General features: G+C 57.7%; 17 protein-coding genes. 8 read left to right on the top strand and 9 right to left on the bottom strand.

Features of this window, described 5'->3' with window-relative positions:
- Positions 1–10: 10 nt before the first annotated feature.
- A complete protein-coding gene (locus SFX18_18510) occupies positions 11–892 on the bottom strand; it encodes a hypothetical protein (protein ID MDX1965143.1) in 882 nt (293 codons plus the stop codon).
- Positions 893–1166: 274 nt separating this feature from the next.
- Here SFX18_18510 and SFX18_18505 point away from each other — a divergent pair, with 274 nt between their 5' ends.
- Together SFX18_18505 and SFX18_18500 are read left to right on the top strand one after the other, a co-directional pair.
- Positions 1167–1589, top strand: a complete 423-nt coding sequence (locus SFX18_18505) for a carbon storage regulator (protein MDX1965142.1) — start codon at positions 1167–1169, stop codon at positions 1587–1589.
- Positions 1590–2176: 587 nt separating this feature from the next.
- Positions 2177–3121 carry a hypothetical protein gene (locus SFX18_18500; protein MDX1965141.1) on the top strand — a complete coding sequence of 315 codons (945 nt, stop codon included), beginning with the start codon at positions 2177–2179 and terminating at the stop codon, positions 3119–3121.
- 147 nt (positions 3122–3268) lie between these two features.
- Here SFX18_18500 and rplI read toward each other — a convergent pair whose 3' ends face one another.
- The 5 genes from rplI to SFX18_18475 all read right to left on the bottom strand — a co-directional run bounded on the left by rplI (position 3269) and on the right by SFX18_18475 (position 6456).
- Positions 3269–3868 carry a 50S ribosomal protein L9 gene (gene rplI, locus SFX18_18495; GenBank protein MDX1965140.1) on the bottom strand — a complete coding sequence of 200 codons (600 nt, stop codon included), beginning with the start codon at positions 3866–3868 and terminating at the stop codon, positions 3269–3271.
- Between the two features lie 184 nt (positions 3869–4052).
- Positions 4053–4556: a single-stranded DNA-binding protein gene (gene ssb, locus SFX18_18490; protein MDX1965139.1), complete on the bottom strand. Its 504-nt coding sequence runs from the start codon at positions 4554–4556 to the stop codon at positions 4053–4055.
- 33 nt (positions 4557–4589) lie between these two features.
- Positions 4590–4976: a 30S ribosomal protein S6 gene (rpsF, locus tag SFX18_18485; protein ID MDX1965138.1), complete on the bottom strand. Its 387-nt coding sequence runs from the start codon at positions 4974–4976 to the stop codon at positions 4590–4592.
- Between the two features lie 164 nt (positions 4977–5140).
- Entirely contained in the window at positions 5141–5752 is a 612-nt protein-coding gene (gene pth, locus SFX18_18480) for an aminoacyl-tRNA hydrolase (GenBank protein ID MDX1965137.1), read from the bottom strand.
- 74 nt (positions 5753–5826) lie between these two features.
- Entirely contained in the window at positions 5827–6456 is a 630-nt protein-coding gene (locus SFX18_18475; protein MDX1965136.1) for a 50S ribosomal protein L25, read from the bottom strand.
- A gap of 587 nt (positions 6457–7043) precedes the next feature.
- Here SFX18_18475 and SFX18_18470 point away from each other — a divergent pair.
- On the top strand, positions 7044–9020 hold the full coding sequence (locus SFX18_18470) for a hypothetical protein (protein ID MDX1965135.1): 1977 nt from the start codon (positions 7044–7046) through the stop codon (positions 9018–9020).
- Between the two features lie 165 nt (positions 9021–9185).
- Here SFX18_18470 and SFX18_18465 read toward each other — a convergent pair whose 3' ends face one another.
- Both SFX18_18465 and SFX18_18460 read right to left on the bottom strand, forming a co-directional pair.
- The gene (locus SFX18_18465; protein MDX1965134.1) at positions 9186–13040 is read right to left on the bottom strand and encodes a UvrD-helicase domain-containing protein; all 3855 of its coding nucleotides are present in this window, start codon (positions 13038–13040) and stop codon (positions 9186–9188) included.
- Entirely contained in the window at positions 13010–16393 is a 3384-nt protein-coding gene (locus SFX18_18460) for a PD-(D/E)XK nuclease family protein (GenBank protein MDX1965133.1), read from the bottom strand. Before SFX18_18460 ends, SFX18_18465 begins: the two co-directional genes overlap by 31 nt.
- Before the next feature lie 227 nt (positions 16394–16620).
- Here SFX18_18460 and SFX18_18455 point away from each other — a divergent pair, with 227 nt between their 5' ends.
- Both SFX18_18455 and pckA read left to right on the top strand, forming a co-directional pair.
- The gene (locus tag SFX18_18455; GenBank protein MDX1965132.1) at positions 16621–18060 is read left to right on the top strand and encodes a hypothetical protein; all 1440 of its coding nucleotides are present in this window, start codon (positions 16621–16623) and stop codon (positions 18058–18060) included.
- Positions 18061–18127: 67 nt separating this feature from the next.
- Positions 18128–19708, top strand: coding sequence for a phosphoenolpyruvate carboxykinase (ATP) (gene pckA / locus SFX18_18450; GenBank protein MDX1965131.1), 1581 nt, complete (start codon positions 18128–18130; stop codon positions 19706–19708).
- 158 nt (positions 19709–19866) lie between these two features.
- Here pckA and SFX18_18445 read toward each other — a convergent pair whose 3' ends face one another.
- On the bottom strand, positions 19867–20367 hold the full coding sequence (locus SFX18_18445; GenBank protein ID MDX1965130.1) for an RNA methyltransferase: 501 nt from the start codon (positions 20365–20367) through the stop codon (positions 19867–19869).
- 170 nt (positions 20368–20537) lie between these two features.
- Here SFX18_18445 and SFX18_18440 point away from each other — a divergent pair, with 170 nt between their 5' ends.
- From SFX18_18440 to SFX18_18430, 3 genes are all read left to right on the top strand, one after another.
- Positions 20538–21368: an alpha/beta hydrolase-fold protein gene (locus SFX18_18440; protein MDX1965129.1), complete on the top strand. Its 831-nt coding sequence runs from the start codon at positions 20538–20540 to the stop codon at positions 21366–21368.
- Positions 21295–23190: a hypothetical protein gene (locus tag SFX18_18435; GenBank protein ID MDX1965128.1), complete on the top strand. Its 1896-nt coding sequence runs from the start codon at positions 21295–21297 to the stop codon at positions 23188–23190. The genes SFX18_18440 and SFX18_18435 overlap by 74 nt, the downstream gene beginning before the upstream one ends.
- An 86-nt stretch (positions 23191–23276) precedes the next feature.
- Positions 23277–23660 (top strand): hypothetical protein, encoded by a 384-nt coding sequence (locus SFX18_18430; protein ID MDX1965127.1) that lies wholly within the window; start codon positions 23277–23279, stop codon positions 23658–23660.
- The last annotated feature ends 54 nt before the right edge of the window (positions 23661–23714 follow it).

Below are 23714 nucleotides of genomic sequence, written 5' to 3'. Positions count from 1 at the left end.
GCGCTTGCGCCTACTTGGCTGGCGTTTTGTCGGCCGCTTGCCGCGCTAGGCGCTCGGCATGTACCCGCGCCACATCTCCCATATAGCCCGGCAACGCATACTTTCCCGCCGCCAGTTCCAAATACTTGCGCGCCTCAACAGGCTCCTGTTTGGCGTCATAATACAGGCCCAGATACAAATGGGCGTAAAATTGCCGGCTTTGCAGTTCCTCCGCGCCGGGCTGTCCCTCTGTAACGGCGGCTAGGACATCGGCGGGCTGGGCCTGGTCGGCAAATAGCTTATGCACCACCATCAGCGGCACGCGGCGGTCGAACCGAACCTTCCACAAATCTGCGGCGGCTTTTTCCCACCCCAGTTGCGGGTCGCGGGCCATGCACATGGCCCGCCAGACGACATTTTCGACATCGTTATCATCCACATTTTGATATTGTTCAAATTGCTTGCGTCCTTTTTCGTAATCGCCTAAATAATAGTAGCAAATACCGCGTTGCCAGTGACCCGGCTCGCGTCGGGGTTGAAGTTCAATAACTTTGTCAAAGTCGGCCAGGGACTCGGCCATAAGCCCGGCTTTAAAGCGCAGTTCACCCCGGAGTTGATAGTTATCCGCCGCTGGTCGCTGCTCGACCACTTGATCCATGGCCAAAAGCGCGGCCTTGTGTCGCAATAAGCCCGAATTCCCCTGAGCTAGCAGACGCAACGCGGAGATAGATTGGGGCTCGGCACTAAGCACTTTTTCCGCCAGGGAGATCGTTTCGGCAAATTCACGCCGCTCTAGTGCTAGCTCCGCCGAAGCCAATAACTCCCCGGATGATGGCGCGGCCCGTAGGCCGCTAGCACCCAAACAAAGGCTCAAAAGGAGCACCCACCGCAAATCGAGGGAAACGGTAAGCATGAAAGAATCTCCCGCTGGAATAGCCTGTCAATCATTCCCAGTTATCTCAATTTGAGACAATTAGCTCAATTTGAGAAGCCATAATCCAGCGTGGGCATCAAAAAAATAGCGGCAAAAAAATTATCTTAAGATGCAACTGGCTACCGGACATGGATTTACGACGTTTTAGTTTAATTATATTCAAAACTCACTAAAGTTTGGCCTTGGCTTTGCATTAATACCGTATCGTGACTCAACCAAGTCTGATCCTGGCTTTGTGGAGGGAGACCAAACCATGTTGATATTAAGCCGAAAAGTTGGTGAACGAATCATGATTGGGGACGGCATTGAAATTGTCGTGCAGCGTATTTCGGGCGAGCGTGTGACGCTGGGGATTGCCGCTCCGGCGGAGGTAAAAATTCTGCGCGGGGAGCTGGCGTCCACGGGGCGCCATGTTCCCGCGCGGGACAATTCGCAGCCCGCCACGCCCTCCGTTCCCGATGTTCCTGGATTGCCCGGCACCATGCCTATTCAATCCGCCTCCTTACGGAAAAAAACGGCCGCACTGCCCAGGAGCTCCGGCCTGGCGCAACCGGAAACAGAGCGAGGCCCTGAGCTCGTGGCGGTAATGGAACGACACCGTGATTATCATCGACTTGCCGCCACGAGCACCTTGGCCCGCCGAATTGCCGCGCGTGGCAAAGCGCACATCGCCTGAGAAGACAGAGTGGATTTCAGCCGTGGCCGACTCCCTGGAAATGCCTGACAACGTGTTAACAACCGGAAGGGCCTAATCCAGGTTAGAGGAGGGACAGACCCAGCACCACGAGTTTCAACTGAGTCGGCCACGGTTATTTAGAGATTGTGAAATTTACAACCGCGAATGGGGATTGAGGGTAAAAAAACCCGACCCCCTTTTGGTGAAGAAGATCTCCCGCTGAAACGCGGGAGAGAATGCTAGCTGTGTAGGATCGTTTCATTGTGGAACTCCACCCAGCGGGCGGCTGCCGCGATTTTTGACTTTTTCGCCGAGGGTCAAAGTCGTGGTGGCTGACCGCTGGGTTTTTTTCTGCGCCCGTGGCGGGCCGTGTCGGCATAAGCGGACGAGATAGCTTGTTCATCGGTAGATCGCTGGCGGGGCAAGCGACCTTACCGTTCTCTTTTGGCATTGCCGCTAGCACGCTGGAACTGCGCTTGCCGCAAATGTACAGCGGTCGGTATCATGCCCCACCTGATTTTCGCCCCGGAAAAGGGAGCCGGCCCCGGGCAAGCCGGAAAACGCGAAAAAACCCGGAAGGAACGGCTATGCAGACCCTGCAATTGACGCTGCGCGCGGTAATCATGTTAGCCACGTTGATCGTGGTGCCGTTAATTGCCATCTTTGGCAAACAACTCCCCGAGCTGGCCCAGGGTTGGTGGGATGCCAACATGGCCACTCGCCCTTGGCAAACACGTCCTCCCGAGGGAAGTGTGGCTCCCCCCGCCACGGGAGCGCGGGAACTCTTGGCCAAGCAATCACTGCGAGCGGATTTATCTCTGGCTCCGCGCGCGGCTTCCGCACCCCTCGCGAATACTCCGATTCCTCCGCAACCGGCCCCCCTGCGGACCAACGCGGCGGGGACATCGCCATTTGCGCCAACGGTCGCGGGCGAGCCGCAACTTTTGCCCCCCGGGGCGCCAGCGGCGCCGCTGCTGGCCCGGCAATCTTCCCCGATCACCGGCATGAACGCGGCAAGCGCCGTGCGTCCGGCCTGGGGGGCGGAACCTGCCCCCCCCGTTAACGCGGTTTCTCCGGCATCCACGGGGAACCTCTCGCAAGATCCAACTCCGGCCCTCGTCACGGCCGAATATACCCAGACGATCCCCGCCGCCGCGGCGCAAACCGCGATGTCAACCAACCAGCTCGCGGAGTTGGCTCCCCTGAGCCGACAACTCAAAGAGTTAGGAGCCAGTTACTTTCGTTTGGAAACGGATGGAACTCCGGCAAACCAATTTGTTTGTTATTGCCAATTGACTCCTCCCGCCGGGGGACCGGTAAAAACCTTTACCGCCCGGCACGCCATTCCCCAGGCGGCCATGGGCGACGTCATCCGCCAAATCAATCACTGGAGGGCCGGCACGAGCGCGGAGTCAGTACCGCCCGCAAATAATTCGGGGGTGGTTATGCCTACCACACTGCAACCACCCTCCGCCGCGACGCAGCCCCTCGCGCCGTCAACCACCGGAGCCGGTCCATCACTATGGCGCTAAGCGGTTACAGTAAAGCCAGCGGCTCTGGCGTCCTTACCTAGCAGGCAAAATGACATTGCGACACGCCAGCGCAAGAAAAATGGCCAGGGAGTACTCCCTGGCCATATGGTGATGCCGGATACATACCGAGCAAAGATGCGGGCTGGATTACTTGGCCTTTTTTTCCTCGGCGGGCTTTTTTTCTTCCACGGATTTCTTTTCTTCGACTTTCTTTTCCAGGGCTTCGTCGGTCACTGTGGGGACAACCCAGACTTTTAATTCGCCTTCGATTTCTTGGCCTAGGTGAATATGCACGGTGTACAGGCCCAGTTCTTTGAGGGGGCCCTTGAGCCGGACCTGGTCGGGGGTAATGGTAATGTCATGCTGTTTGAGCGATTTGACGATTTCCATAGCGCCAACAGAGCCGTAAAGATGTCCTTCGTCGTTGGCGTTGGCCTCGATGGTGACGCTTTTGTTGGCCAGTTGTTCGGCCAATTTTCGCAGTCCAGCCAGGCGCTGGTTTTGAATTTCCAGCAAGCGGGCTTTATGCTTTTCGACCATTCGTTTGTGATGGTCGGTTGCCAGGGTGGCTAGTCCCTGGGGCAAAAGATAATTCATGGCGTAGCCGCGCTTGACCGAGACGACTTCGCCTTGTTTGCCCAAATGATCGACGGACTGGATCAATAATAGTTCCACTCCGCCATTGGCGGCGCGGGGGAGGCGGGTGGAGTGAGAGGAGGCTCGTTTAGATTTTGTAGTTTCAGGCATGCTGCACATCCCCTAGCTGGGAAAAAAGTGATTTTGTGAATGTTGAGTAAAAAAAGCCCGGGCCCGCCTGGTATCCCAGACAAAGCAAGCCCAACGACTAACCAGCCCCAAGGGGCAAATTGGCCTAAAGGCCAAATCGATTGTACGCTATCGCTTATCTCGCCCAGCGGTGCGCGGGTGGTGCTCAAAAAGGAATATCGTCACCGCTGGCATTCGTTTTATTGGCGGGGGGGGCGTCAAAGTCCCCTCCGTAATCGCTATCGTCATAGCCCCCTACGTCTTGATTGTCGGGACTGCCGCCACTGGCGGGGCGCCGGCCTGCGGGCTTTCCACCCCCCCCGCCGCCACCACCCCCCTGGCCCCGACTGCCCAGGAGTTGCATCCGTTCACCGATTACCTTAAGTTTACTGTTCTTTTTGCCATCTTTTTCCCAGGTGTCCAGCTTTAGCCGCCCTTCGATCATCACGGGTGAACCCTTTGTGAGATACTCGCTGGCGATTTCCGCCGTGCGCCCCCAGAGTGTGATATCCACAAAGGTGGTTTCCTCCACCCATTCACCGGTTTGGCTTTTGCGGCGGTCATTAACCGCCAGCCCGATATCGGTGACCGCCATCCCGCTGGGCAGGTAACGGATTTCAATATCGCGGGTTGTATTGCCCAACAATATCACGCGATTGAAACTGGCCATGGCAGACTCTTGGCAAGAGGCAAAGGGGGAATGTTAGGTGACGATTTCTTCGACAGGGGCCGCGGAGGGACGCTCAATCACGACACTTCCCCCGGTGAGGGCGTGGCTGACCAAGGTTTCCACGATGCGTGGATCGACCTTTAACAATAAAAACCGCATGATCCCTTCATCCAGACGGTATTGGCGATTCAATGCTCCCAATTGCTTAGCGTCTAGTTTGAAGTAGCTAAGCCAGTAAGTCCCTTTGCGTTGGCCATCAATGGGATAGGCCAAACGGCGTTCTTCCCACAAACGACTGGCCAGCATTTCGCCCCCTAGGGCTTCAACCGCCTGGGTTAACGCGGCCGCGGAGGCGGCGGGGTCTTTGGCGTATTTATTGGAATCAAAAATGAACAAACCTTCATAGACGTTCTGGGACACAAAGAACTCCTGGAGACACACACAAATGCCGCTCTTTCGGCCGGGGTGTCGTTCCGGCATGGACACGTGCGGGCACGCGCGAAAGGCAGGTCAAAATTTTAGCGGACGATTTGTCCGCGATCCACGCTGGAGCAATTTCCCAGCGTAACTATTAGCGGAAAATATCAATTTCCCGCGGTGTTGTATTGATTCATGGCCGCCGACAAGTCACCCGTCCCCGCCCACAAGGCGGCCGCATCCGCCGCCCGCTGCAACTGGATATCGATCTCGGTTTGCTCTGTGGCGGTGAACCGTCCCAGGACGAACTCCGCCGCGTTCCAACCCGGGGGAAGGGGTCCCACGCCAATTCGCAGGCGGGGGATGTTGTTGGTCCCTAGTCGTTTGAGGACATCGGCCAAGCCATTTTGTCCCCCCGCCGATCCAAAGGGGCGAATCCGCAACCGCCCCAGAGGAATGGCAAAATCATCACATATCACCAATATGTCCGTCGGCGAAACTTTATAAAAGTCGCGGGCCGCCAACACGGACGAGCCGCTCAGGTTCATAAAGGTTTGCGGCCAAATCAGCAATACTTTTTCCGCGGCAACCGCTGCCGCCGCTGAACCCGCGCCGCGGAATGCCGGAGCCGCAACCTCGACCACCTCCGCCTGAAATTGAGTCCGACCCGTGCCCGCCTGCCAACGCCGACGGAGGATCTCGAGGACGTCAAACCCGACATTATGCCGCGTTCCGGCGTATTTTTTGCCGGGATTTCCCAGCCCCACGATGAATTTCATGAAACACAACACTTCATGAATGTCAAACCGGGCTTTTTGATCCAATCAGGCAACACAATACCATTCCCGGGATGTTACTTGTCGTCGGCCTCTTCCTTGTCTTCCGCCTTGCGACCGATGACTTCTGGCTCGGCCCCGCCCGCCGCCAGCGTCAAATCCGCATCGGCTGTCGGTTCCACGCACTGTGCGATGATTAATTCCGGATCGCTGAGCAGTTTTACTCCCACGGGGAGGTCAATTTCGCGAGCGTGCAGGGACTGTCCCTTGGCCAGGTTGGTGACATTCAAAAATAGTTTATCGGGAATGGCGGCGGCCAGGCATTCCACCTGCACCTCATGCACCAAATGGCTGAGGACGCCCCCATCCTTTACCCCTTGGGCGGTACCCTTGAGATCGACAGTGACATCCACTTCGATCCGTTCGTCGGTGGAAACCCGGGTAAAATCCACATGCAACACCTCGATACCCCAGGTGTCATACTGCAAGTCCTTAATGAAGGCGCTTTCGTTGACGCCACCGGCCAATTGCACCATGCGGCTATGGTGGCGGAGTGCGGCGGCAAATTGCTCGGCCGGGAGGGCGAGAGAGACGTTGGCTTCGCCGTGGCCATATAAAATGGCGGGAATTTTACCTTCCCCGCGCAAACGCTTATTTGCCCGGGCACCCCGATTTTCCCGAATTTCGACATTCAATACTTCGGCCATGATCACCCTCGTGGAAACACACCTAGCGGCTGCCCCATTGACAGCCACACGCTTAATACCATCGTGCGTCTAATAACACCACACGCCTCATAACTCCGCACGCCTCATAACTCCGCACTGTTAAAAATGATCAAATCATTTAACACTGCGGAAAGACGCGCAGTCGCATGGAACTTGCAACTCAAGATCAATGAAGGAGTTACCATATATCTACCTCAGGAGGGTAACTCGCTATGTCTGCCCGCGCTGATCGCGGGAATCTAGCATTTTCGGGGATTGGAAAAAAAATTCAAGCCCCCTTCCTCTATGGAAGTTAGAAATATTAACTAGAAATTATCATTTACCAGGAGCAAAAAGGGGGTCCAACCCTCTAAATTTAATGATCTGCCCTACCATTCCCCCTGATCCGCAAGGTTTTTCTAAACCCTTTATTTTTTTTATATTACCATACTTGCGTAACAGTTAAATCGGAATTAGGCTTTGGGGTGTTTGCGGGGTTTAGCTGTTATTGATTTTCCAAAGACGTTAGTCGTGGAATATTTGCGGATTTTGATCGTTTTTTCTTTTCACCTGGAGGATGTGTCCTTATGAAGTTGTCGTTGAAAGTACTATTAGCCGCGACGGTCGGATTGCTGGGCTTGGCCCAGGCAACCGCCGGTCATCATCGCGGCGGCTGCGGGGGCTGTGCTCCGGCATGCGCCCCGGCCTGTGAAACAGCTCCGGCTTGTGGTGGCGATGCTTGCGGGGCTGGCGGCGACGCCTGTGCCGCCACGGGAGCCGCCGGCGCGGGGGGAGCGGGATGTGGCCACTATGAATACGTTGACCAGCAGGTCACGGTCATGGTTCCCCAAATGACCACCCAAAAGAAAACCGTGACGGTCACGGAATACAAGACCGAACAGCAGTCCAAGGAAGTCCAAGTCAAAAAGATGGTCCCCGTGACCGAAATGGTGACCCAAAACTACACGGTGATGGTCCCGGTACAAAAGACCAAGCAAGTCACCGAAACCCAATACAGCACTGTATATGAGGACGTGGTCAAGAACTATACGGTGATGGTCCCCGTGCAAAAAACCAAACAAGTGACGTACACCGTCAATCAAATGCAGTATGAGGACGTGGTCCAAAACTACACCGTGATGGTACCGGTCCAAAAGACCAAGCCCGTAACTTACACCGTCAACAAGATCGTGTACGAAGATGTGGTCCAAAATTACACGGTGATGGTACCGGTCCAAAAGACCAAGCCCGTCACCTATACCGTCAATAAGATGGTTTACGAAGACCAAGTCCAAAATTACACGGTGATGGTCCCCGTGCAAAAGACCAAGCAAGTCACCTACACCGTCAACAAGATGGTTTATGAGGACATGGTCAAGAACTACACGGTGATGGTCCCGACCTATGAAAAGATGACCGGCACCCGCACCGTCAACAAGTGCGTGCCGACCACCGAAACCCGCGATGTCACCGTGGATCGCGGCCATTATGAAGTTCAATGCGAATTGGTTCCCGCGGGCGGAACGGGCGCCGCTGGCGGATCGGCCTGTCCCCCGGCTGCCGAATCGGCCTGCCCCCCCTGCGCCAGCACCACGCCGGCCAGCCTAAGCAAGGGCTTGTTTGTCCGCGTGGGCCACCACAAACGTGGCGGCTGCGCTCCCGCGTGCGCCCCGGCTTGTGAAACCCCGGCCCCGGCCTGTGGTGGCGATGCCTGTGCGACTGGCGGCGATGCCTGTGCCGCCGCCGCCGCTCCGGCTGCTCCCTGCATGGTCCAAGTCGCCAAGAAAGTTTGGGTGCCGAATGTCGTCACCGAACAAGTCACCGTGACGGTCAACCGCATGGTTAGCGAACAAGTTCCCTATGAATACACCGTTTGCAAAATGGTGCCGGAACAAAAAAGCGTCACCGTGAAGGTTGGCAAGTGCGTTCCTGAAACCGTGACCAAGGATGTCACCTACACTGAATGCGAAGCTCAGCAAATGACCCGCACGGTCAAGGTCGCCAAGTGCGTCCCTGAAACCGTGACCAAGGATGTCACCTACACTGAATGCGTGGCTGAACCCCGCACCCGCACGGTCAAGGTCGCCAAGTGCGTCCCTGAAACCGTGACAAAGGATGTCCCCTACACCGAATGCGTAGCCGAAGCCCGCACCCGCACCGTCAAGGTTGCCAAGTGCGTCCCCGTCACCATGACCAAGGATGTCACCTACACCGAATGTGTGGCGGAACCCCGCACCACCACGGTCAAGGTGGCCAAGTGCGTGGCCACCCCGGTTACCCGCGATGTCACCTACACCGTCTGCGAAGCACAACAGCAAACCCGCCAAGTGCCCGTCACCAAGTGTGTGGAACAAGTGGAAACCAAGACCGTGACCTACAACGTCACCACACCGGTCCAAGTGCAAAAGGAAATCGACGTCCAAGTTTGCACGATGGTCCCCTCGACCGTCACAAAGAAAGTGGCTGTGTGGGTGGCTGACGCCGTCGCTCCGGCCAATCCCAGTGCCACCGGCGCCGCGGGTTGCGACCCATGTGCCACGGTTGCCGAACCTTGCTGCAACTAAGTTTTTACCAACTAGGTTTTTGACCAAGGGTGTTGGTCGCGACATTCGCGGCCACACGCCAAGTTAATCAACCATCCACCCCCGCCAGCACCGCTGGCGGGGGTTTTTTCTTTGCGCGAGGGGCAAGCACGTGGCACCGCCAGCATCGACCAAGGGAGAATTGGATCATTCGGCGGATATGTCCAAATGCGCGGCAATAGCCCGCCGGATCCAGCTTTCCGCGGCGGCTTCCCGCGCGGCATTCCATTCCAACAAGTATTCCTCGCCCGTTCCCAAAAAATGCAAGACTCCCCCCGCGGGAGCTATCCCCAGCCCCCGGGCCGCCGCCAATCCATAAACTAATAACTGCGGTTCGTATTGCGCGATGACTGCTTGGCGATTTCCCGCATTCAGGCTGGTGGTTTTATAATCGACAATCCACCACGCCCCCTCCCGATCCTGGTACAGCAAGTCCAAAAATCCCCGCACATAACGGGTAAGCCCCGTCAGCGGGGCGCTGGCGGGATCTTCCGGCACGGGCAATAAAAATTCCACTTCGGTTCGAAATTCCCGACAATCCCGATAGGCTGCAAATCGCGGCGACTGCCAAAATTTTTCCAGTTGCCGCGCTACGCGCGATGTTACCGTTGATTCGGTAATCTCTTGTGCTTCAGCCGCGCGTTCGATCCAGCTCCCCGCTAGGCGCGGCGCGGCGGACAGATTTTCCGCCGTCAGTTTTGCGAGCACCGCGTGGGTAAGGATGCCAAATTCACGCCCATCAAAGCTGGCCTCGTCCTCGTGGGCCACGGTGGTGGGATGCAATGCCTTGGCGGGGCGCAGCGGACCGCCCGCCGCGATTGCGGTTGACCGGTGGGGAAAAGCGGAATTAGTCTTTGGCAAAGTGGAAGGGGCAAATGGTTTCGCGGCGTTGTATTCTGTGTCCCACGCGCCTGGGGCCGGGGGGAAATTTAATTGTTCGTCCGGGATCGGGACGGTGGCGGGAAGCAACATTCCCGAAAGTCGCGAAACGGAGAATTCCTGCCTGCATTTTCCATCGATCGCCAAAGGCTCGATCAAACCTTCCGCCGTGTTATCTTTCGCCACGTTCCGGCGGGCAGTTTGGCCCCCCATCTCCCGGGAGCCGCCGCTGGGACGATCATCGTGGTCGGCAGAGGGATGAATGATAGTAGCGGATTCTTCCAGGCTGACTAAAAGCTTGGCCGCTGACAATTGACGCGGGGCGGACTGCCGGGGTGGCGGCGGGGGTTCTTGCAGCGTAACGCGAATTTGCGGGAGCTGCGGCGGAGCGGGTTCGGGGGACTTCCATTGACCTGTTAACAGATCAAATCGGCGCGCCACATACGGCAGCCACTGCGCGGACAATTTGGCGATTTGCCCCTCCTGTTGAATTCCCGCCGCCAAGATGAGGTAATCCGCCCCCCGCGTTAACGCCACGTACAATAAACGCAGGCTTTCCGCTTGTTCCTGCTGAGAGATTAATTTTTTATACAAATCCAATCCGCCAACGACCGCTTCCTCCCCCTCCCCCGGTTTGGTCATCGGTCCCCACTCGTTATCATACGCCGCGCAGTCGCGACTGGCTTGTTCGCGGCGATTTAAATCAGGCAACACCACCAGGGGAAATTCCAATCCTTTGGATTTGTGGATGGTCATGAGTTTGACCACGTCGGTATCCTCGGGATGGGTGGCGGCCAGCGATTCCTTCGGTTGGACGGCGATAAATTCGGATAATTGCAGCAGAAAATCCCCCAACGCCAATTCGCCGCTGGCGTCGCAGACCCGCGCTTGCTGCACGATTTTTTGTAGATTGGCTAATTTACGCTCGCCTAAAAATTCCGCCAGCAGGGTCGCCTCGTATCCAGTCAGGTCCAGGGCCAGTTGCACCAGATCGGCAATCGGCAGGCGGTCCTTCACCGCGCGCAGACGGGCCAGCGTGTTTGCCGCGTGGCGGACCTGGGCGGTCTCGCGCGGGTCCCAGTTGTCAGGCAATCGGGGATGAAACAACCCCTCGGCGAGGGAGCCCCCGCTGTGTCGCAGCCAAAACAACGTGGCGTCCGCCAATCCAAATAGCGGACTGCGCAGCGCGCCCGCCAGGGCGATTTCATGGGCCGGGGATTGGACCGACTGCAGCAAGTTGTACAGATCGTAGATTTCTTGCTGGCTGTAAAAAGCCTGTCCGCCGACCACATAATAGGGGATGCCCGCTTCGCGCAGGGCTTCCTCGTAATAGCGCGAATCGGCTAGCGTGCGAAAGAGGATCGCAATATCGCCAAAGGCCAGCGGTTTCATCGCCCCGCTTTTTTCCTTTTGCGAAACCAGCAACTCCTCATCAATCAATTGCCGCAAACGCCGCGCGATCCACCGCGCTTCCACGGGCAAGCTTTGGTCTTTATGGGTGGTGGCGGGGGTCCAAAGCCACTCCACCGCCGGTACGGGACCGGTCTGTTTGCGGCGGGGGAGAAGTGGTTCATACTCCAAACCCGTCGAGCGAAACTCTCCGGCGAATAGAGCGTTGACAAAGTGCAATAATTCGGGCTGCGAGCGAAAATTTTCCGACAGCGGCAATTGTCCCGCCGGGGGGGTTTCCGCCCGCAAGCGTAAAAAAATGCGCGGATCCGCCCCGCGAAAACGATAGATTGATTGCTTAAAATCCCCCACAAAAAATAATTTGCCGCTGGAACGCTCGGTTCCGCACAACGCGCTCAAAATTTCAATCTGGATCGGATCTGTATCCTGAAATTCATCCACCAACAACACTCGAATTTGCGCTCGCAACCGCGATTGTAATTCGGCGCGCGCGGGATCGGTTAATAAGGCGCGGGCGTGCGACTGCAAATCGACAAAGTCCAATCCCGGCAATTCAGCCTTGCGCCGGTCGTACTCCGCCAGGATGCGCCGGGTGAGCCGCAACAGGCGCAAACTATGCGCGGCGGCGGGAAGGGCGGCGGCGGCCGTAAATCCCAGGGTTTTTAACAACTTGTCCAGCTCCCACCGGAGGTTCTCGTTGGCTTCTTTATACAGCGCTTGAAATTCCGGTTCGCTAAACATTTTGACGGTGATCCGTTTGCCGTCCATCGTCAATAATGTCGCAGCGCGCAATTCATGCAGTAACTCTTCGGGGCGGGTGGTCGTGGGCAATTCGTCTAACAACGCGCTGAGCCGTTGTTGATGCGTCAGGGCCACGCCCGTCACGCCCAGGCCCGCAGCCAGTTTTTGCCACGCGGCGACCTCTGGCAAATGGGCCACATATTCCACCAGGCCCGGCAGATATCGCGTCTGGTATAGTTTATCCCAATGGGCCGCCAGTTCCGCGGGAGAGAGTGTATCCCAGTCGAGGCCAGAGTTTTCCCGCACATCGGCTAACATTTGGCGGAGGCGCGTTTGCAATCCCTCCAGGCCAAATTCCTCCGCCAGGGCCAGGGCGTCCTCATCCCCGGCGACCAGGGCGTTGCGCAGGGAATCTTGAAGGGCCTCGGCCAAAAACGTATCGGACACTGTTTGATCCAGAACGGCAAAACCGGGATCTAGTCCCGCCTCCACCGCGTGCGCGCGTAGCAAATTGGCGCAAAAAGAATGAAACGTGCTAATCCGCGCCCCTTCCAATTGCCGCAACACGCCGGTCCAATACACCGCTTCTCCATCGTCTGCCCCCCGCAGTCGTTCTTCCACTTTTTGACGAATGCGCGTGCGCATTTCCCGCGCGGCCCGTTCGGTAAAGGTGATCGCCACGATTTGCCCCAGTTCCAGGGGTTCTCCGCCGTGGGTCGCGGGATCTAAATAGGATAAATACCGGGCGGTCAGCACAAAGGTCTTGCCGCAACCCGCCCCTGCCGACAGCGCGACAGAAACGTCGCGCGTGGTTAGCGCCGCCTGTTGCTGGGGGGTCAGGGTGCGCGGCGCCAGGGGCGCGGACGCGTCCACCCCGGCTCCGGTGGCGGCCATTGGCTCCGCCAAAGTGTGCGCGTCAGGAGATTTTTTATTCGCCGGTTCTACGGCAGCGGTCTTGCGGGCACGGCCCATGTTTTCTCCAGACTCCGCGCTTGCGCGACGCGGCAAATGGTTTTATAGTCGCATCCGCTGGTGCATTTGTCATTTTCATTAAACATGGGAAACTCACCCCGTTGAATTCCCCGCACCAGCCCCGCCACCCGTCGCGGCAGTTCCTCTGCGGCTGTTGTCCAAGCCTCGGTCGCCATCAATTTTCCCTCTTTTTGCTCCGCTAAACCATGAAATACGGGTCCGTCCCCCTGCAAGGCCCAATAACCAATCTGCCAAGGGACCAGCCCCTGATCGGGGGCCAAATGCGCGCGGACCGCCCAGGCATATAACGAGAGTTGCAGCGCTTGTCCGGCGGCGAGGATGTCCTCGTTTAATTTGGGGACAGTCTTGCCGCTTTTGTAATCAATAATGCGAAAGACCGGTTCGGAGCCAATCTGACCCAGGTCGATCCGGTCGATTTGGCCACTTAAGTTTAAGGTGAATTCCTCGGCGGTAAATTTCCACGGCTTCGAGGTACAGAGCGGATCATCCCGGTCGCTCGTTTTACCGGGTCCAAAGGCCACTTCAAAATGGCGGGGCCGCAGTTCGGCAAGATTTTGCTTTTGATATTTTTCCGCTTGTTGCAGGTGGGCCGTGAGCAGCTTGAGCACGAACTTTTCGTCCAATTGCAAAAAAACCGCCCCTAATTCCCCTTCCCCGCCGTCAGGCGCGGTTTCCCGTGCCACCCGCGCGCACAACCGGGCATACTCGGCGGGGCGGTCGGTCCAATCCGCCAGGGTCTGGCCCGTGGCTTGCCATTCGCGGTACAGTTTGGCCAGCGCGGCATGCAGCCAAATGCCGCGGCGCAGATAATCCGTTTCAAAGGCCAAATCTGCCGGAGGAGCCAATCCCAGGATTTTATCGGCAAAAAATTTGAATGGACACTCGGCGTACAACTCCAGTTGGCTGATGCTCCAACAATGGTCATCCCCAAACCGCCGCTGAAGCTGGGCCAGTTCAGTGTGGCCTAGCATCCCTTCCCAAGAACCAAATTCCGGACCACTGGCCCGCGCGGCGAGCGAGCGCAGGCCGGCCAGCAGCGGAGCGGAAGGCTGCCCCGTGGCGGGGGATAATTGTCTGGCCAGGGGGTCGATCGTTCCGGCCAGCGCGCTATCCATGGCCCGCAGCAGCGCTTCACGCGGAGAGCAAACCACGCGGTCCGCCGGGGGAACCGGGCTAAGACTTTGGATCGGTTGAACAGGTGTTTGCCCGCAAACGCGCAGAACTTCTTGCAAATAAGGGCTAGGCGAAAGCGACTCGGCTTTGTCATCCAGCGCGGGATAGGACAACACCAACCCGCGGACCGGCTTGGTGACCAGCTCATAAAACAATAGCAGCTCTTCATTGGCGCGCTCGGTTCGTTCCGTAAAGCGCGTGCCGGATTGATTCAGACAGCGCATTTCCTCGCCCGAATAAAGCCGATCCGATTGGCCCGGCAGCGGAAACGCCTTCTCGGTCAACCCCGCCAGGAATAAATAGTCCCATTCACCGACACGCGCGGCCGGGGCGGACAAGATCTGCACGCGTCCCACGCCGTCATTGTCCGGAGGAAGGCATTCACTATCACAGATAAGCTGTAGTTCGTGAAACAAATCCGCCAGGGTAATTTGCCGTTCCGCGACGCCGGACCACTTTTCCCAGCGGGCGACTCCCTGCAACGCCCCTAGCATTTGCCGCCAAGCGGCCAAATCGGCGGTATCCTCGGTTTGCCGGGTGGTGGCATTTTGGGGCAACGGAAGTGGCTGGGCCGCCACGCGCAAAATACCCAGCCGCTCTGCCCAGGCGGTAAGATGCCTGCCCCATTCCCGCCAGGTGGCTTGCGGAGGAAGCAACCGAAAGCAGGCGTGCAACTCTGTCAAGGCCGCGGTGGCCAACTCCGCTTGTTGCGCGGCGGATTCCCAGCGGGCACTATTTTCGGATTGATTCGCCCAGGCATTGGCCCGAATTTCCTGTAAGGTGGCCTGCCGGCGCGTCGCCGCCGCCAGCCAGTTCTTTGCACCAGATAAAACCTGCATTTCCCGCACCGCGGCCGTGGTCGCCCGGCGAATTGCCGCCGATGGTGTGTTTGGCAGGGTGATTTCCCAGTAGGTGTTTTCCAATAATGCTAAAAAACCTCGATAGGGCCAATCATCCCGATGCCAGCGCAACGCCGACAACACCAACCGCGGCAGTGGCGACTGGGCCAGCGGCAAGCCCGCTTCGAGGCGGTGGGGGATGCCAAATTCCGTAAAGACCTGCCGGAGCATTTCGGCGGAGGTGTTCAGCGTACGATAGACCACCGCAATTCGTTCCGGCGATACCGGCGGGCATTCGCCAGTTGCTCCCCGCGCTAGAAGTCGCTTTACCTCGCGGGCCACTTGTCGTGCTTCAAGTAACTCCCCCGCGCAAGGCCAGATTTGCAGGCCGTCGGTCTCCACGGGGGGAACTACCGCGCGGGGATTGCCAAACAAATGCCGCTCTAAATGGGCAAAGACCGGCGGTTGCGGCGCTCTGCCAGTACCGCCAAATGTGGTAAGAGCGGGAGCGATCCGGCCCAGATTTGTTTCGGTCGCGTGAGCAAAGCGTCGGCGTAATTCAGCCAGGGTTTGTCCCGGTTTAGCGAATAACTCGGGCCGCTCGTCGGCAGTCACACCGGCTGGCAGGGTAATGCATAATTGCCGCGCGGTGAGGGAGAGAATTTCTAATAGTGTTAATTGAGCCCGTGAAAAGTCCGAAAATCCGTCCACGATGACGATGTCTGGCAAAAAAGACCGGGGAACGCTCCCCTTGCGCAGTTGCTCGCACGCCAGCCAGAAGCGCCCCTCCTGGTCGTAACATTGCCGCTGTTCCAGCAGCTTTTGATATTCGGCATATAATAAGGCCAGTTCCCGATCCTTCGCTCGCCGAGAAAATGCCCTTAGAGCCGCGGAAAAGTCCTCTGGCCAGATTTCCTGGCGTTTCAGATCGCTTATCAGGTCGTCCAGCCAGGACAAAAATCCGTCGCTGGCGGCGATGGAACCAAAATGCGCTAATTGCCCTGCGGCCAGCGCGGACGCGACAACCTGGCCCAGCACTTGGCGTTTGAGGACGTGATCGAGCGGGCGGAGGGGACAATCGCCGCGCAGGAGGATCTCGCTGGCGAACTGGGCAAAGGTAAAAATGCCAGGCGCAATGCACCCAGCGGTGCCGCTGGCCGCTAATCGAGCCCGAAGTCCGCGCACGGCGTGATGATTGGGGGCCAGCCACAGCAATTGACGTCCGCGTCGTTGGGCCAGCGCGGCCAAATATCGTTCCCAAGCGGCGGCGGACTTGCCGCTGCGCGCCGGACCGAGCAGGAATTCGATTTGGGCGGTCATGGGAAAAAAGTTGGGTGTGTGGCAGCAAATCGCAAAACCGATTATAGGCAATTATCGGCACATTTGTACAGTCGATTTGCGGTGAGAGTTAAGTGGCGTTTATTTGTAAATGAGAAAGTGAGAAAGGAATCAATATTGGGAATCTTGGAAAGGGAAAATTCCTTGGTATAAAATCAAATTCAAGATCCGCTTATTATTGGGCCAGATTCATTCACAGAGGTTCCCCCATGCCCCGTTCCCCCTTTGTCCGCTACCGCAATCTACCCGAATTAGCAGGCTTGTGCAGCATGGCCGATGCCCAAGCTCCGGGACTCGCCGTGGGCGAGTGCGTGGACCGGCTTAAACGCTTTCATTATGTTTGGAAACGGCTGCATGGCATTTGGACCGCGCGAATCACCGCTGAACCGATCTACGAGCTAAAATCCGCGTTTAGCCACCATGCTTATTTGGCCGCGGAGCATGCCATGGCCCTGCGCAAGCGGGTGGGAGAGATGCGCGAACCACCCCTGGGGCTAGAGGAAACGCCCCATCCCGGCCTGCAATATGCCTGTGACGAAGTCCTGGCCACGCCCGACACTCCGGCGTTGCTTTTAGGCATTTACGATGTCCTGCTGCCGGCGCTATGTCAGGCGTGTGAACGTTACCAGCGCGAGACGCATCCCCTGGCTGATGCCCCTTCGCGGCGGATCCTCAAATTTGCCATCCTGGAACTGCGCGAAATTCTGGATTTTGGCACGGCGGCAATGGCGGGTCTGGTTACCGCCGCCGAAAAAGCCGAATACGCCGAATGGCTGGCGGAACTGCGCCAGGCCCTGGCGGCCGCCGGTGAAGTGGATGGCGCCGCAAAGCCAGCGGAAGACGCGGCGATCCAGCTTCCCCCGCCGCGCTATACCGCCCAGCCTTATCAATATGATCGCGTTCCTCGGCGGGACGCGCGTTTTCAGGATGGTTATAACGCGGGAGTCAATCCCGAGGCGTTTCTCTACGATGAGCGATATCGCCCACGTGATAAAACGTTGATGATGTATTATAAAAGGCTTCGCGAGATCGACGTGCCGGAAATGATGGCCAGCATCATCGTTGAGACCACCGACAAGCCGTGGGGCTATTACCTGGATATGACGCGGCAACTGTGGGACGAGGCACGCCACGCCATGCTGGGCGAAGTGGGCTTTATCGCACAGGGGGTTGACTGGACTAAAATCCCGATTAATTTTACGTGGTCGCTCAATCTGAATACGCAGCTTACTCCCGCTGAACGGCATGCCGTGTTATATTTTATCGAGCAAGGCCTGATGCCCCGGTCCGGTAAACGCTTTGAATGGGAAGTCGGCACCGCTAGCGGCGACGAACTTTCGAAGACATTTCAGGATTTTGATTGGGCGGATGAAGTTCTGCACGCCCGGATTGGCCGTGATTGGTATGTCAAGGACTTTGCCGATCCCAAGACCGCGCTCGATTACGGCGACAAATGCTGGAGCAAGGTGGTTTCTCACTGGCGCAGCTACTTGGAACGGGGCCTTACCCAGCATCGCAACTGGTGGCCCGAGATTTATTTGCAGGCATGCCAAGTCTGGGGGGTTGCTCCAGACCCGGCTGCATTAGCCTTTGCCACTACGTATGAGCATCAACGGGCGGATCTAAAGTTGCTTTCCTCATCGGGTTAACCCTACAGTATCTTCCAAAATAGGCGTCCACCAACAACCCGCCCAACAGGCGGGAAGCACAATCACTATGGACAATTTTGACCTGTCGGCCCACGAGATCACAGTTACCCAAGTCGTACGGAATGCGGCCCCCGCCCGACTCTATGAGGATGCCGTCAAACATGAGGGGGCGGTAATCGCCGCGAATGGAGCGTTAATTATTCGTTCCGGCAAAAAAACAGGCCGCAGCCCGCTGGATAAGCGGTTGGTCGAACACCCCGACAGTTCCGGAAATGTCTGGTGGGGACCGGTAAACTTTAAGCTGGATGAACATGTGTTTTTAATCAATCGCCAGCGGGCGATTGATTATCTCAACACCCGCGACGAACTTTACGTGCTGGACGGCTATGCCGGTTGGGATGCGCGCTATCAACTCAATATCCGCGTGATCTGTTCCCGTGCCTATCATGCACTGTTCATGCATAATATGCTTATTCGGCCCACCGAGGCGCAGTTGGCGGATTTTGGCACGCCCGATTACGTGATCTACAACGCCGGGCAGTTTCCGGCGAATCCCCACACCCACCAGATGACCTCCCGGACCAGCATCGACCTGAGTTTAGAGCGGCGGGAATTTGTGATCCTGGGGACGGAATACGCCGGTGAGATGAAAAAAGGGGTTTTTACCCTGATGCACTGGTTGATGCCGAGTCAAGACGTGCTCAGCATGCACTGCTCGGCGAATGCGGGGCCCGCGGGAGACGTCACGCTCTTTTTTGGGTTGTCCGGCACGGGCAAGACCACGCTTTCCGCCGATCCCCGGCGGCGGCTCATTGGCGATGATGAGCATTGCTGGTCCGCGGAGGGAATTTTTAACGTCGAAGGGGGCTGCTACGCCAAGTGTTCCAACCTGAGCGCGCTCAAAGAACCTGAAATATTTCAGGCAGTCCGCTTTGGCACGGTGCTGGAAAACACCGCATTTGACCCCCATACACGGCAGGTCGATTACGCCGATCTTTCCATTACTGAAAACACCCGCGCGGCGTACCCCATTGAGTTTATCCCCAACGCGGTTATTCCCTGCATGGGGGGGCATCCCGCCAATATCATTTTCCTGACCTGTGATGCGTCGGGAGTATTGCCTCCGGTCAGCCGTCTCTCTCCGGCGCAGGCGATGTATCATTTTATTAGCGGTTACACCGCGCGCGTCGCCGGGACCGAAATGGGGGTCAAGGAACCGCAGCCGACGTTTTCAGCATGCTTTAGCGCGGCATTCTTGGTGCGGCATCCGACTGTCTATGCCGAGTTACTTGCGGCCAAAATGCGGACGCATGGCGCGCAGGCCTGGCTAATCAACACCGGCTGGAGTGGCGGGCCGTACGGCATTGGTCGTCGGATGCAGTTGGACTACACCCGCGCCTTAATTGACGCGATCCACAGCGGAGCCTTGGCGCAGGTGGCCACCCGGACCGACCCGACATTCGGAGTCGGGGTGCCGACCGAATGCCCCGGCATTCCGGCGGATATTTTGTGGCCCAAGAATACCTGGACCGACCCGTCGGCGTATGACGCGGCGGCCAGTCGGCTGGCGGGGTTCTTTCAAGAGAATTTTAAGAAATACTCCGACGTGGCCAGTGACGAGATCAAAAACGCGGGCCCGGTGGTATAGACATCCGGCATTCTGGCAGTTTTTGGATGAGTCTGGATCAGTGAAGAGCAGTGCCACTTAGTGTGCCACCGTCTGGGGAAATACAAATTCATGGAACACGAATCCGCGCAAATTGACACCACTGATCCAGACCAAATCATAGCGTCCTTCACAGTTGCTTATCCCGCTGGAAACTGTCGGCAATATTCATATAACGCCATCGCGGTCGCGGTATGGACATTATAACTGTACGGCAGTCCCCAAACGGGAATCTCCGCCACCCGGTCCAGGCAGCGCAGTTCCTCGGGCGTTAAGCCCTGCCGCTCGTTGCCGATCACCAGGGCGGTCTTGCGTTCAAAGACAAACTCATGCAAGCTGACAGAGTTTGTCGTTTGCTCCAGGCCCACCAATTGATAACCGGCCTCCCGCAGTTTTTTGAGCACGGGGGGCAACGTGCGATGCACCTCCAGTTGAACGGTGTCGGCTCCGTCGCGGGCGATTTTTTCGATGATTTTGGCTTGGCCGCAACATATCACCCGGCTGACGCCGCAGCAGCCCGCTGTCCGCAAAATATGCGAAATATTGATCTGGCTGCGTAAAGGTGCGCAGGCAATGAGCAGTTCCCGGGGCTGCCGGAGCTCCGCCGGAGGTTTGTGCCGCAAATGTTCAAATTCTGGCATGGGTAAGTTAATTCTAAGGGAAAAAGGAGTAATCCCCGCCGCCGGATTGGCATTTTGACCGGCAATTCGCTACAACAATTCCTAACCTCCCCCGACCGTCATCGCAATGGCGGTGGGGCCTAGGTAGTGGGGCATAAAAGCATCCTCCTCCCATCAAAAGGACTTTTACCATGCGCGCGATTCTGTTGGCCGGACTCCTGGGCAGCCGGGTTTTTGGACTTTGCCTTTCTCTTTCTCTGATTCCCGTCACGTTTGCCGCCGATCCTCCCATGACCAAACCCACCGACAGCTACGCGGAAAAGACGATCACCTTTACAGGCGGTCCGTACAAGGAAGAGATATTCAAATATCGCCTGCTGGCTCCGGCCAAAGTGGAACCCGGCAAAAAATATCCCGTCGTGCTGTTTTTGCATGGAGCGGGGGAACGGGGGGATGATAATGCCAACCAACTCAAATACTTTCCTACATGGATGGCCGAGCCCGCCTGGCAAGAAAAATACCCCTGCTACGTGATCGCTCCCCAATGCCGCAAGGATAAAAAATGGGTCGAGGTCGATTGGTCAACTACCGCACCAATTAATATGCCCCCGGAACCGGGCGAACAAATGCAAGTCGCCCTTCGCATCCTGGATGAAACCCTCAAAAATTATCCCATCGACCCGGATCGCCAATACTTGACCGGCCTGTCGATGGGGGGCTATGGCAGTTGGGACCTGGCCATGCGCCAGCCCACGCGCTTTGCGGCGGTGGTCCCCATTTGCGGGGGCGGTGACGACCGCCACGCCGCGCTGCTCAAGGATCTTCCCCTTTGGGCGTGGCATGGCGACCAAGATCAGGCGGTCCCGGTGGAGCGTTCGCGCAAGATGATCGCCGCGATCAAAGCCGCCGGTGGCCAGCCCCGGTACACCGAATTGCCGGGCGTCGGCCATGATAGCTGGACCCCGGCATACAAAAGCGAAGAACTTCTCCCCTGGTTGTTTGCTCAAAAGCGCGGTGGGTAATCCCGCACGGCAGCAACCGAGTCGGGCGTGCTGGCGGGCTTTTTTTCCCGCTAGCACGCGCGCGGCCGCTCTTGTCCCGTTTTTGCCCGGCAATTATCATTTTGCCGATTTTCCCTATTCACCACCCGCCACGCCCCATACCGTGTGGTCGGCTGGCCATATGGCCCCCCGCGCTGTCGGAGGTCTGATGCTGTCCCATTTTTTTCGGCATTCGCCACAATTGACCATCACGGGGATTGTCCTTTGGGCAATCGCCTGGGGGCTGCCTGTAAGCAGTCAACTTGCCGCCGCTGAGTTTCCCTATGTGGCTTATGTTAGCCAGAATCAGGCTTTCGCGCACAGTGGTCCCGGCACGGCGGGCGAATACCGGACCGAGCGGCTGGACCGCGGTCAGCGGGTGTTAGTCTTTAAGATGGCGCAGGGTTGGTGCGCCATCCGGCCCCCCCGTGGTGCCTACAGTTGGGTGGAGGGGCGCTTTGTGGAACTAGTCAGCGAGGATCTAGGCCAGGTGCGTGTGAACCAGGCGCCATGCTACATAGGCAGTCAAGTGTTGGAACGTCGTGACCGCCTGCAGGTGGAGTTAAAAGAGGGGGAGTCGGTGGAGATTTTGGAGAGTGTGGAAACTCCAGGGGGATTGTGGTACAAAATCGCCCCTCCCGCCGGGGAGTTTCGGTGGATGCAGGCCAGCGACCTGAGTCGGGACCCACCGGCCGAAGAATCCAAATATCCGCCACTTGGCACCAGCTTTGCCGACAAATCCGCCCCCGTGTATGCGCCACCGGATCGCGCGGCTCCCCCCGACGCCAGCGCTGCACCGCCACAATACACCCCGAATGCCAATCCTGAAATGCCCGCGGAATCAGCGCCGGGCGCTCTCGCACCGGTCCGGTCGGTGCAACCGGCGGTTGTCCGCGCTCCTTGGCCGGAAAATACCGAGTCGACGGCCACGAATCGTTCCACTGCCAATCATTCCCCAGGGGACAGTTCCCCCAGCGGACTGTCCGCTTCCATACCCCCGGTCGGGACTGCACCAGCCAAGAACTCCCCTGGCGGTTGGCAATCCCCCGATTGGTCTAAACTAGGTAACGGCGTCTCTGTTGCAACGCCGAATGCGTCAACCTCCGCTTATCCGCAACCTGGTGGCAATTTCAACCCCGCCGTGGTTCGCCCCGTCCCCAACAATGCGTCACAGGCCAACCCCTCCGCGACCGAACGGCAATTTGCCGCTGAACTTGCCAGTCTGGAGCAAGATTTGGCCGCTATGCTCACGGAAGACCCCGCCGCGTGGAGCTTTGCCTCGCTGAATAAGCGAGCGGATAAACTGCTGGACCAGGCGCAATCCGCGCTCGACCGGGGCAAAATTCGCCTCTTACAGAATAAGCTGTCCCGCTTTGAGGAAATCAAACAACGTGCGCTGAATCAACAGGCCTTGACCGCGTTAACACCACCACCGCATGTCCAGGGCACGCCCCCTTCTGTGTCAAATGCCCTGCCAAATGTGCCAAATATATCCGCTCATCCCGCCCCCACCAACGTGGCCACGGGAGGGGAGTATGATGGAATAGGCAAACTCATGCCTGTGCTTGCTAAACGGCCCAATGCCCCCAAGTTTGCCCTGGTTAATGGCCGCAATCAGGTCGTGGCCTTTGTTACGCCCGCCGATGATCTCAACCTCCAGGCTTGGGTGGGCCAGTATGTGGGAATTCATGGGGAGCGGGGTTTTATGCCGGAGTTAAAGGCGACGCACATCCAGGCAACCACCGTTAGCCCCGTGGATCCAGGGGGGTTAGCTCAGCAGGGAAACGTACCCACCCGTCGATAGCCAATTTCGCTTAAGGGTGCATTCATCAATGCCCGGTCGCGGAACCAATGCAGCTAAAAGAAACCGCGAAAACCAGTACACCCGCCATGATCCTGTGCTGGCTGTTGCGCCTGGTTGGTGGTGTGTGCGCGCTGGCGATTTTGGCGCTGTTTATGCCGCACTGGCTGATGGTGGAGATGCACGCGCGATTAGGTCTGGGAGAGTTTCCCCAGGCACCTATTGCCGAATACTTGGCCCGGTCGGTTTCGGCCCTGTGCGCGTTCTATGGCGGATTGCTTATTTGGTTGGCTAGCGATGTCCGCCGCTACGGGCCGGTAATCGCCTATCAAGCCACGGCCATTATGATATGCGCGCTAAGCGGTCTGTATTTGGGGTTATCCGCCGGGATGCCGCTCTGGTTTGTCGGGGGTGACGCCCTGGCCTGCGTGGCCTTTGGGCTACCCACATTGTGGCTGGTGGCTAAAATTTGACGCGACAAAGCTCATCCAGCCGAAAAATAAATCCCGGGGTGGAATACACCTGCC

The organism is Pirellulales bacterium (assembly GCA_033762255.1).
In the GTDB taxonomy this organism is placed as follows: domain Bacteria; phylum Planctomycetota; class Planctomycetia; order Pirellulales; family JALHPA01; genus JANRLT01.
The sequence above is the reverse complement of the archived record's forward strand: the minus strand, read 5'-3'. Positions and strand labels throughout refer to the sequence as shown.

Bases quoted from the DNA above. Each gene is read 5' to 3' on its own strand.
- SFX18_18510 (MDX1965143.1), bottom strand. From the start codon at position 892: ATGCTTACCGTTTCCCTCGATTTGCGGTGGGTGCTCCTTTTGAGCCTT.
- SFX18_18505 (MDX1965142.1), top strand. From the start codon at position 1,167: ATGTTGATATTAAGCCGAAAAGTTGGTGAACGAATCATGATTGGGGAC.
- SFX18_18500 (MDX1965141.1), top strand. From the start codon at position 2,177: ATGCAGACCCTGCAATTGACGCTGCGCGCGGTAATCATGTTAGCCACG.
- rplI (MDX1965140.1), bottom strand. From the start codon at position 3,868: ATGCCTGAAACTACAAAATCTAAACGAGCCTCCTCTCACTCCACCCGC.
- ssb (MDX1965139.1), bottom strand. From the start codon at position 4,556: ATGGCCAGTTTCAATCGCGTGATATTGTTGGGCAATACAACCCGCGAT.
- pth (MDX1965137.1), bottom strand. From the start codon at position 5,752: ATGAAATTCATCGTGGGGCTGGGAAATCCCGGCAAAAAATACGCCGGA.
- SFX18_18475 (MDX1965136.1), bottom strand. From the start codon at position 6,456: ATGGCCGAAGTATTGAATGTCGAAATTCGGGAAAATCGGGGTGCCCGG.
- SFX18_18470 (MDX1965135.1), top strand. From the start codon at position 7,044: ATGAAGTTGTCGTTGAAAGTACTATTAGCCGCGACGGTCGGATTGCTG.
- SFX18_18465 (MDX1965134.1), bottom strand. From the start codon at position 13,040: ATGGGCCGTGCCCGCAAGACCGCTGCCGTAGAACCGGCGAATAAAAAA.
- SFX18_18460 (MDX1965133.1), bottom strand. From the start codon at position 16,393: ATGACCGCCCAAATCGAATTCCTGCTCGGTCCGGCGCGCAGCGGCAAG.
- SFX18_18455 (MDX1965132.1), top strand. From the start codon at position 16,621: ATGCCCCGTTCCCCCTTTGTCCGCTACCGCAATCTACCCGAATTAGCA.
- pckA (MDX1965131.1), top strand. From the start codon at position 18,128: ATGGACAATTTTGACCTGTCGGCCCACGAGATCACAGTTACCCAAGTC.
- SFX18_18445 (MDX1965130.1), bottom strand. From the start codon at position 20,367: ATGCCAGAATTTGAACATTTGCGGCACAAACCTCCGGCGGAGCTCCGG.
- SFX18_18440 (MDX1965129.1), top strand. From the start codon at position 20,538: ATGCGCGCGATTCTGTTGGCCGGACTCCTGGGCAGCCGGGTTTTTGGA.
- SFX18_18435 (MDX1965128.1), top strand. From the start codon at position 21,295: ATGATAGCTGGACCCCGGCATACAAAAGCGAAGAACTTCTCCCCTGGT.
- SFX18_18430 (MDX1965127.1), top strand. From the start codon at position 23,277: ATGATCCTGTGCTGGCTGTTGCGCCTGGTTGGTGGTGTGTGCGCGCTG.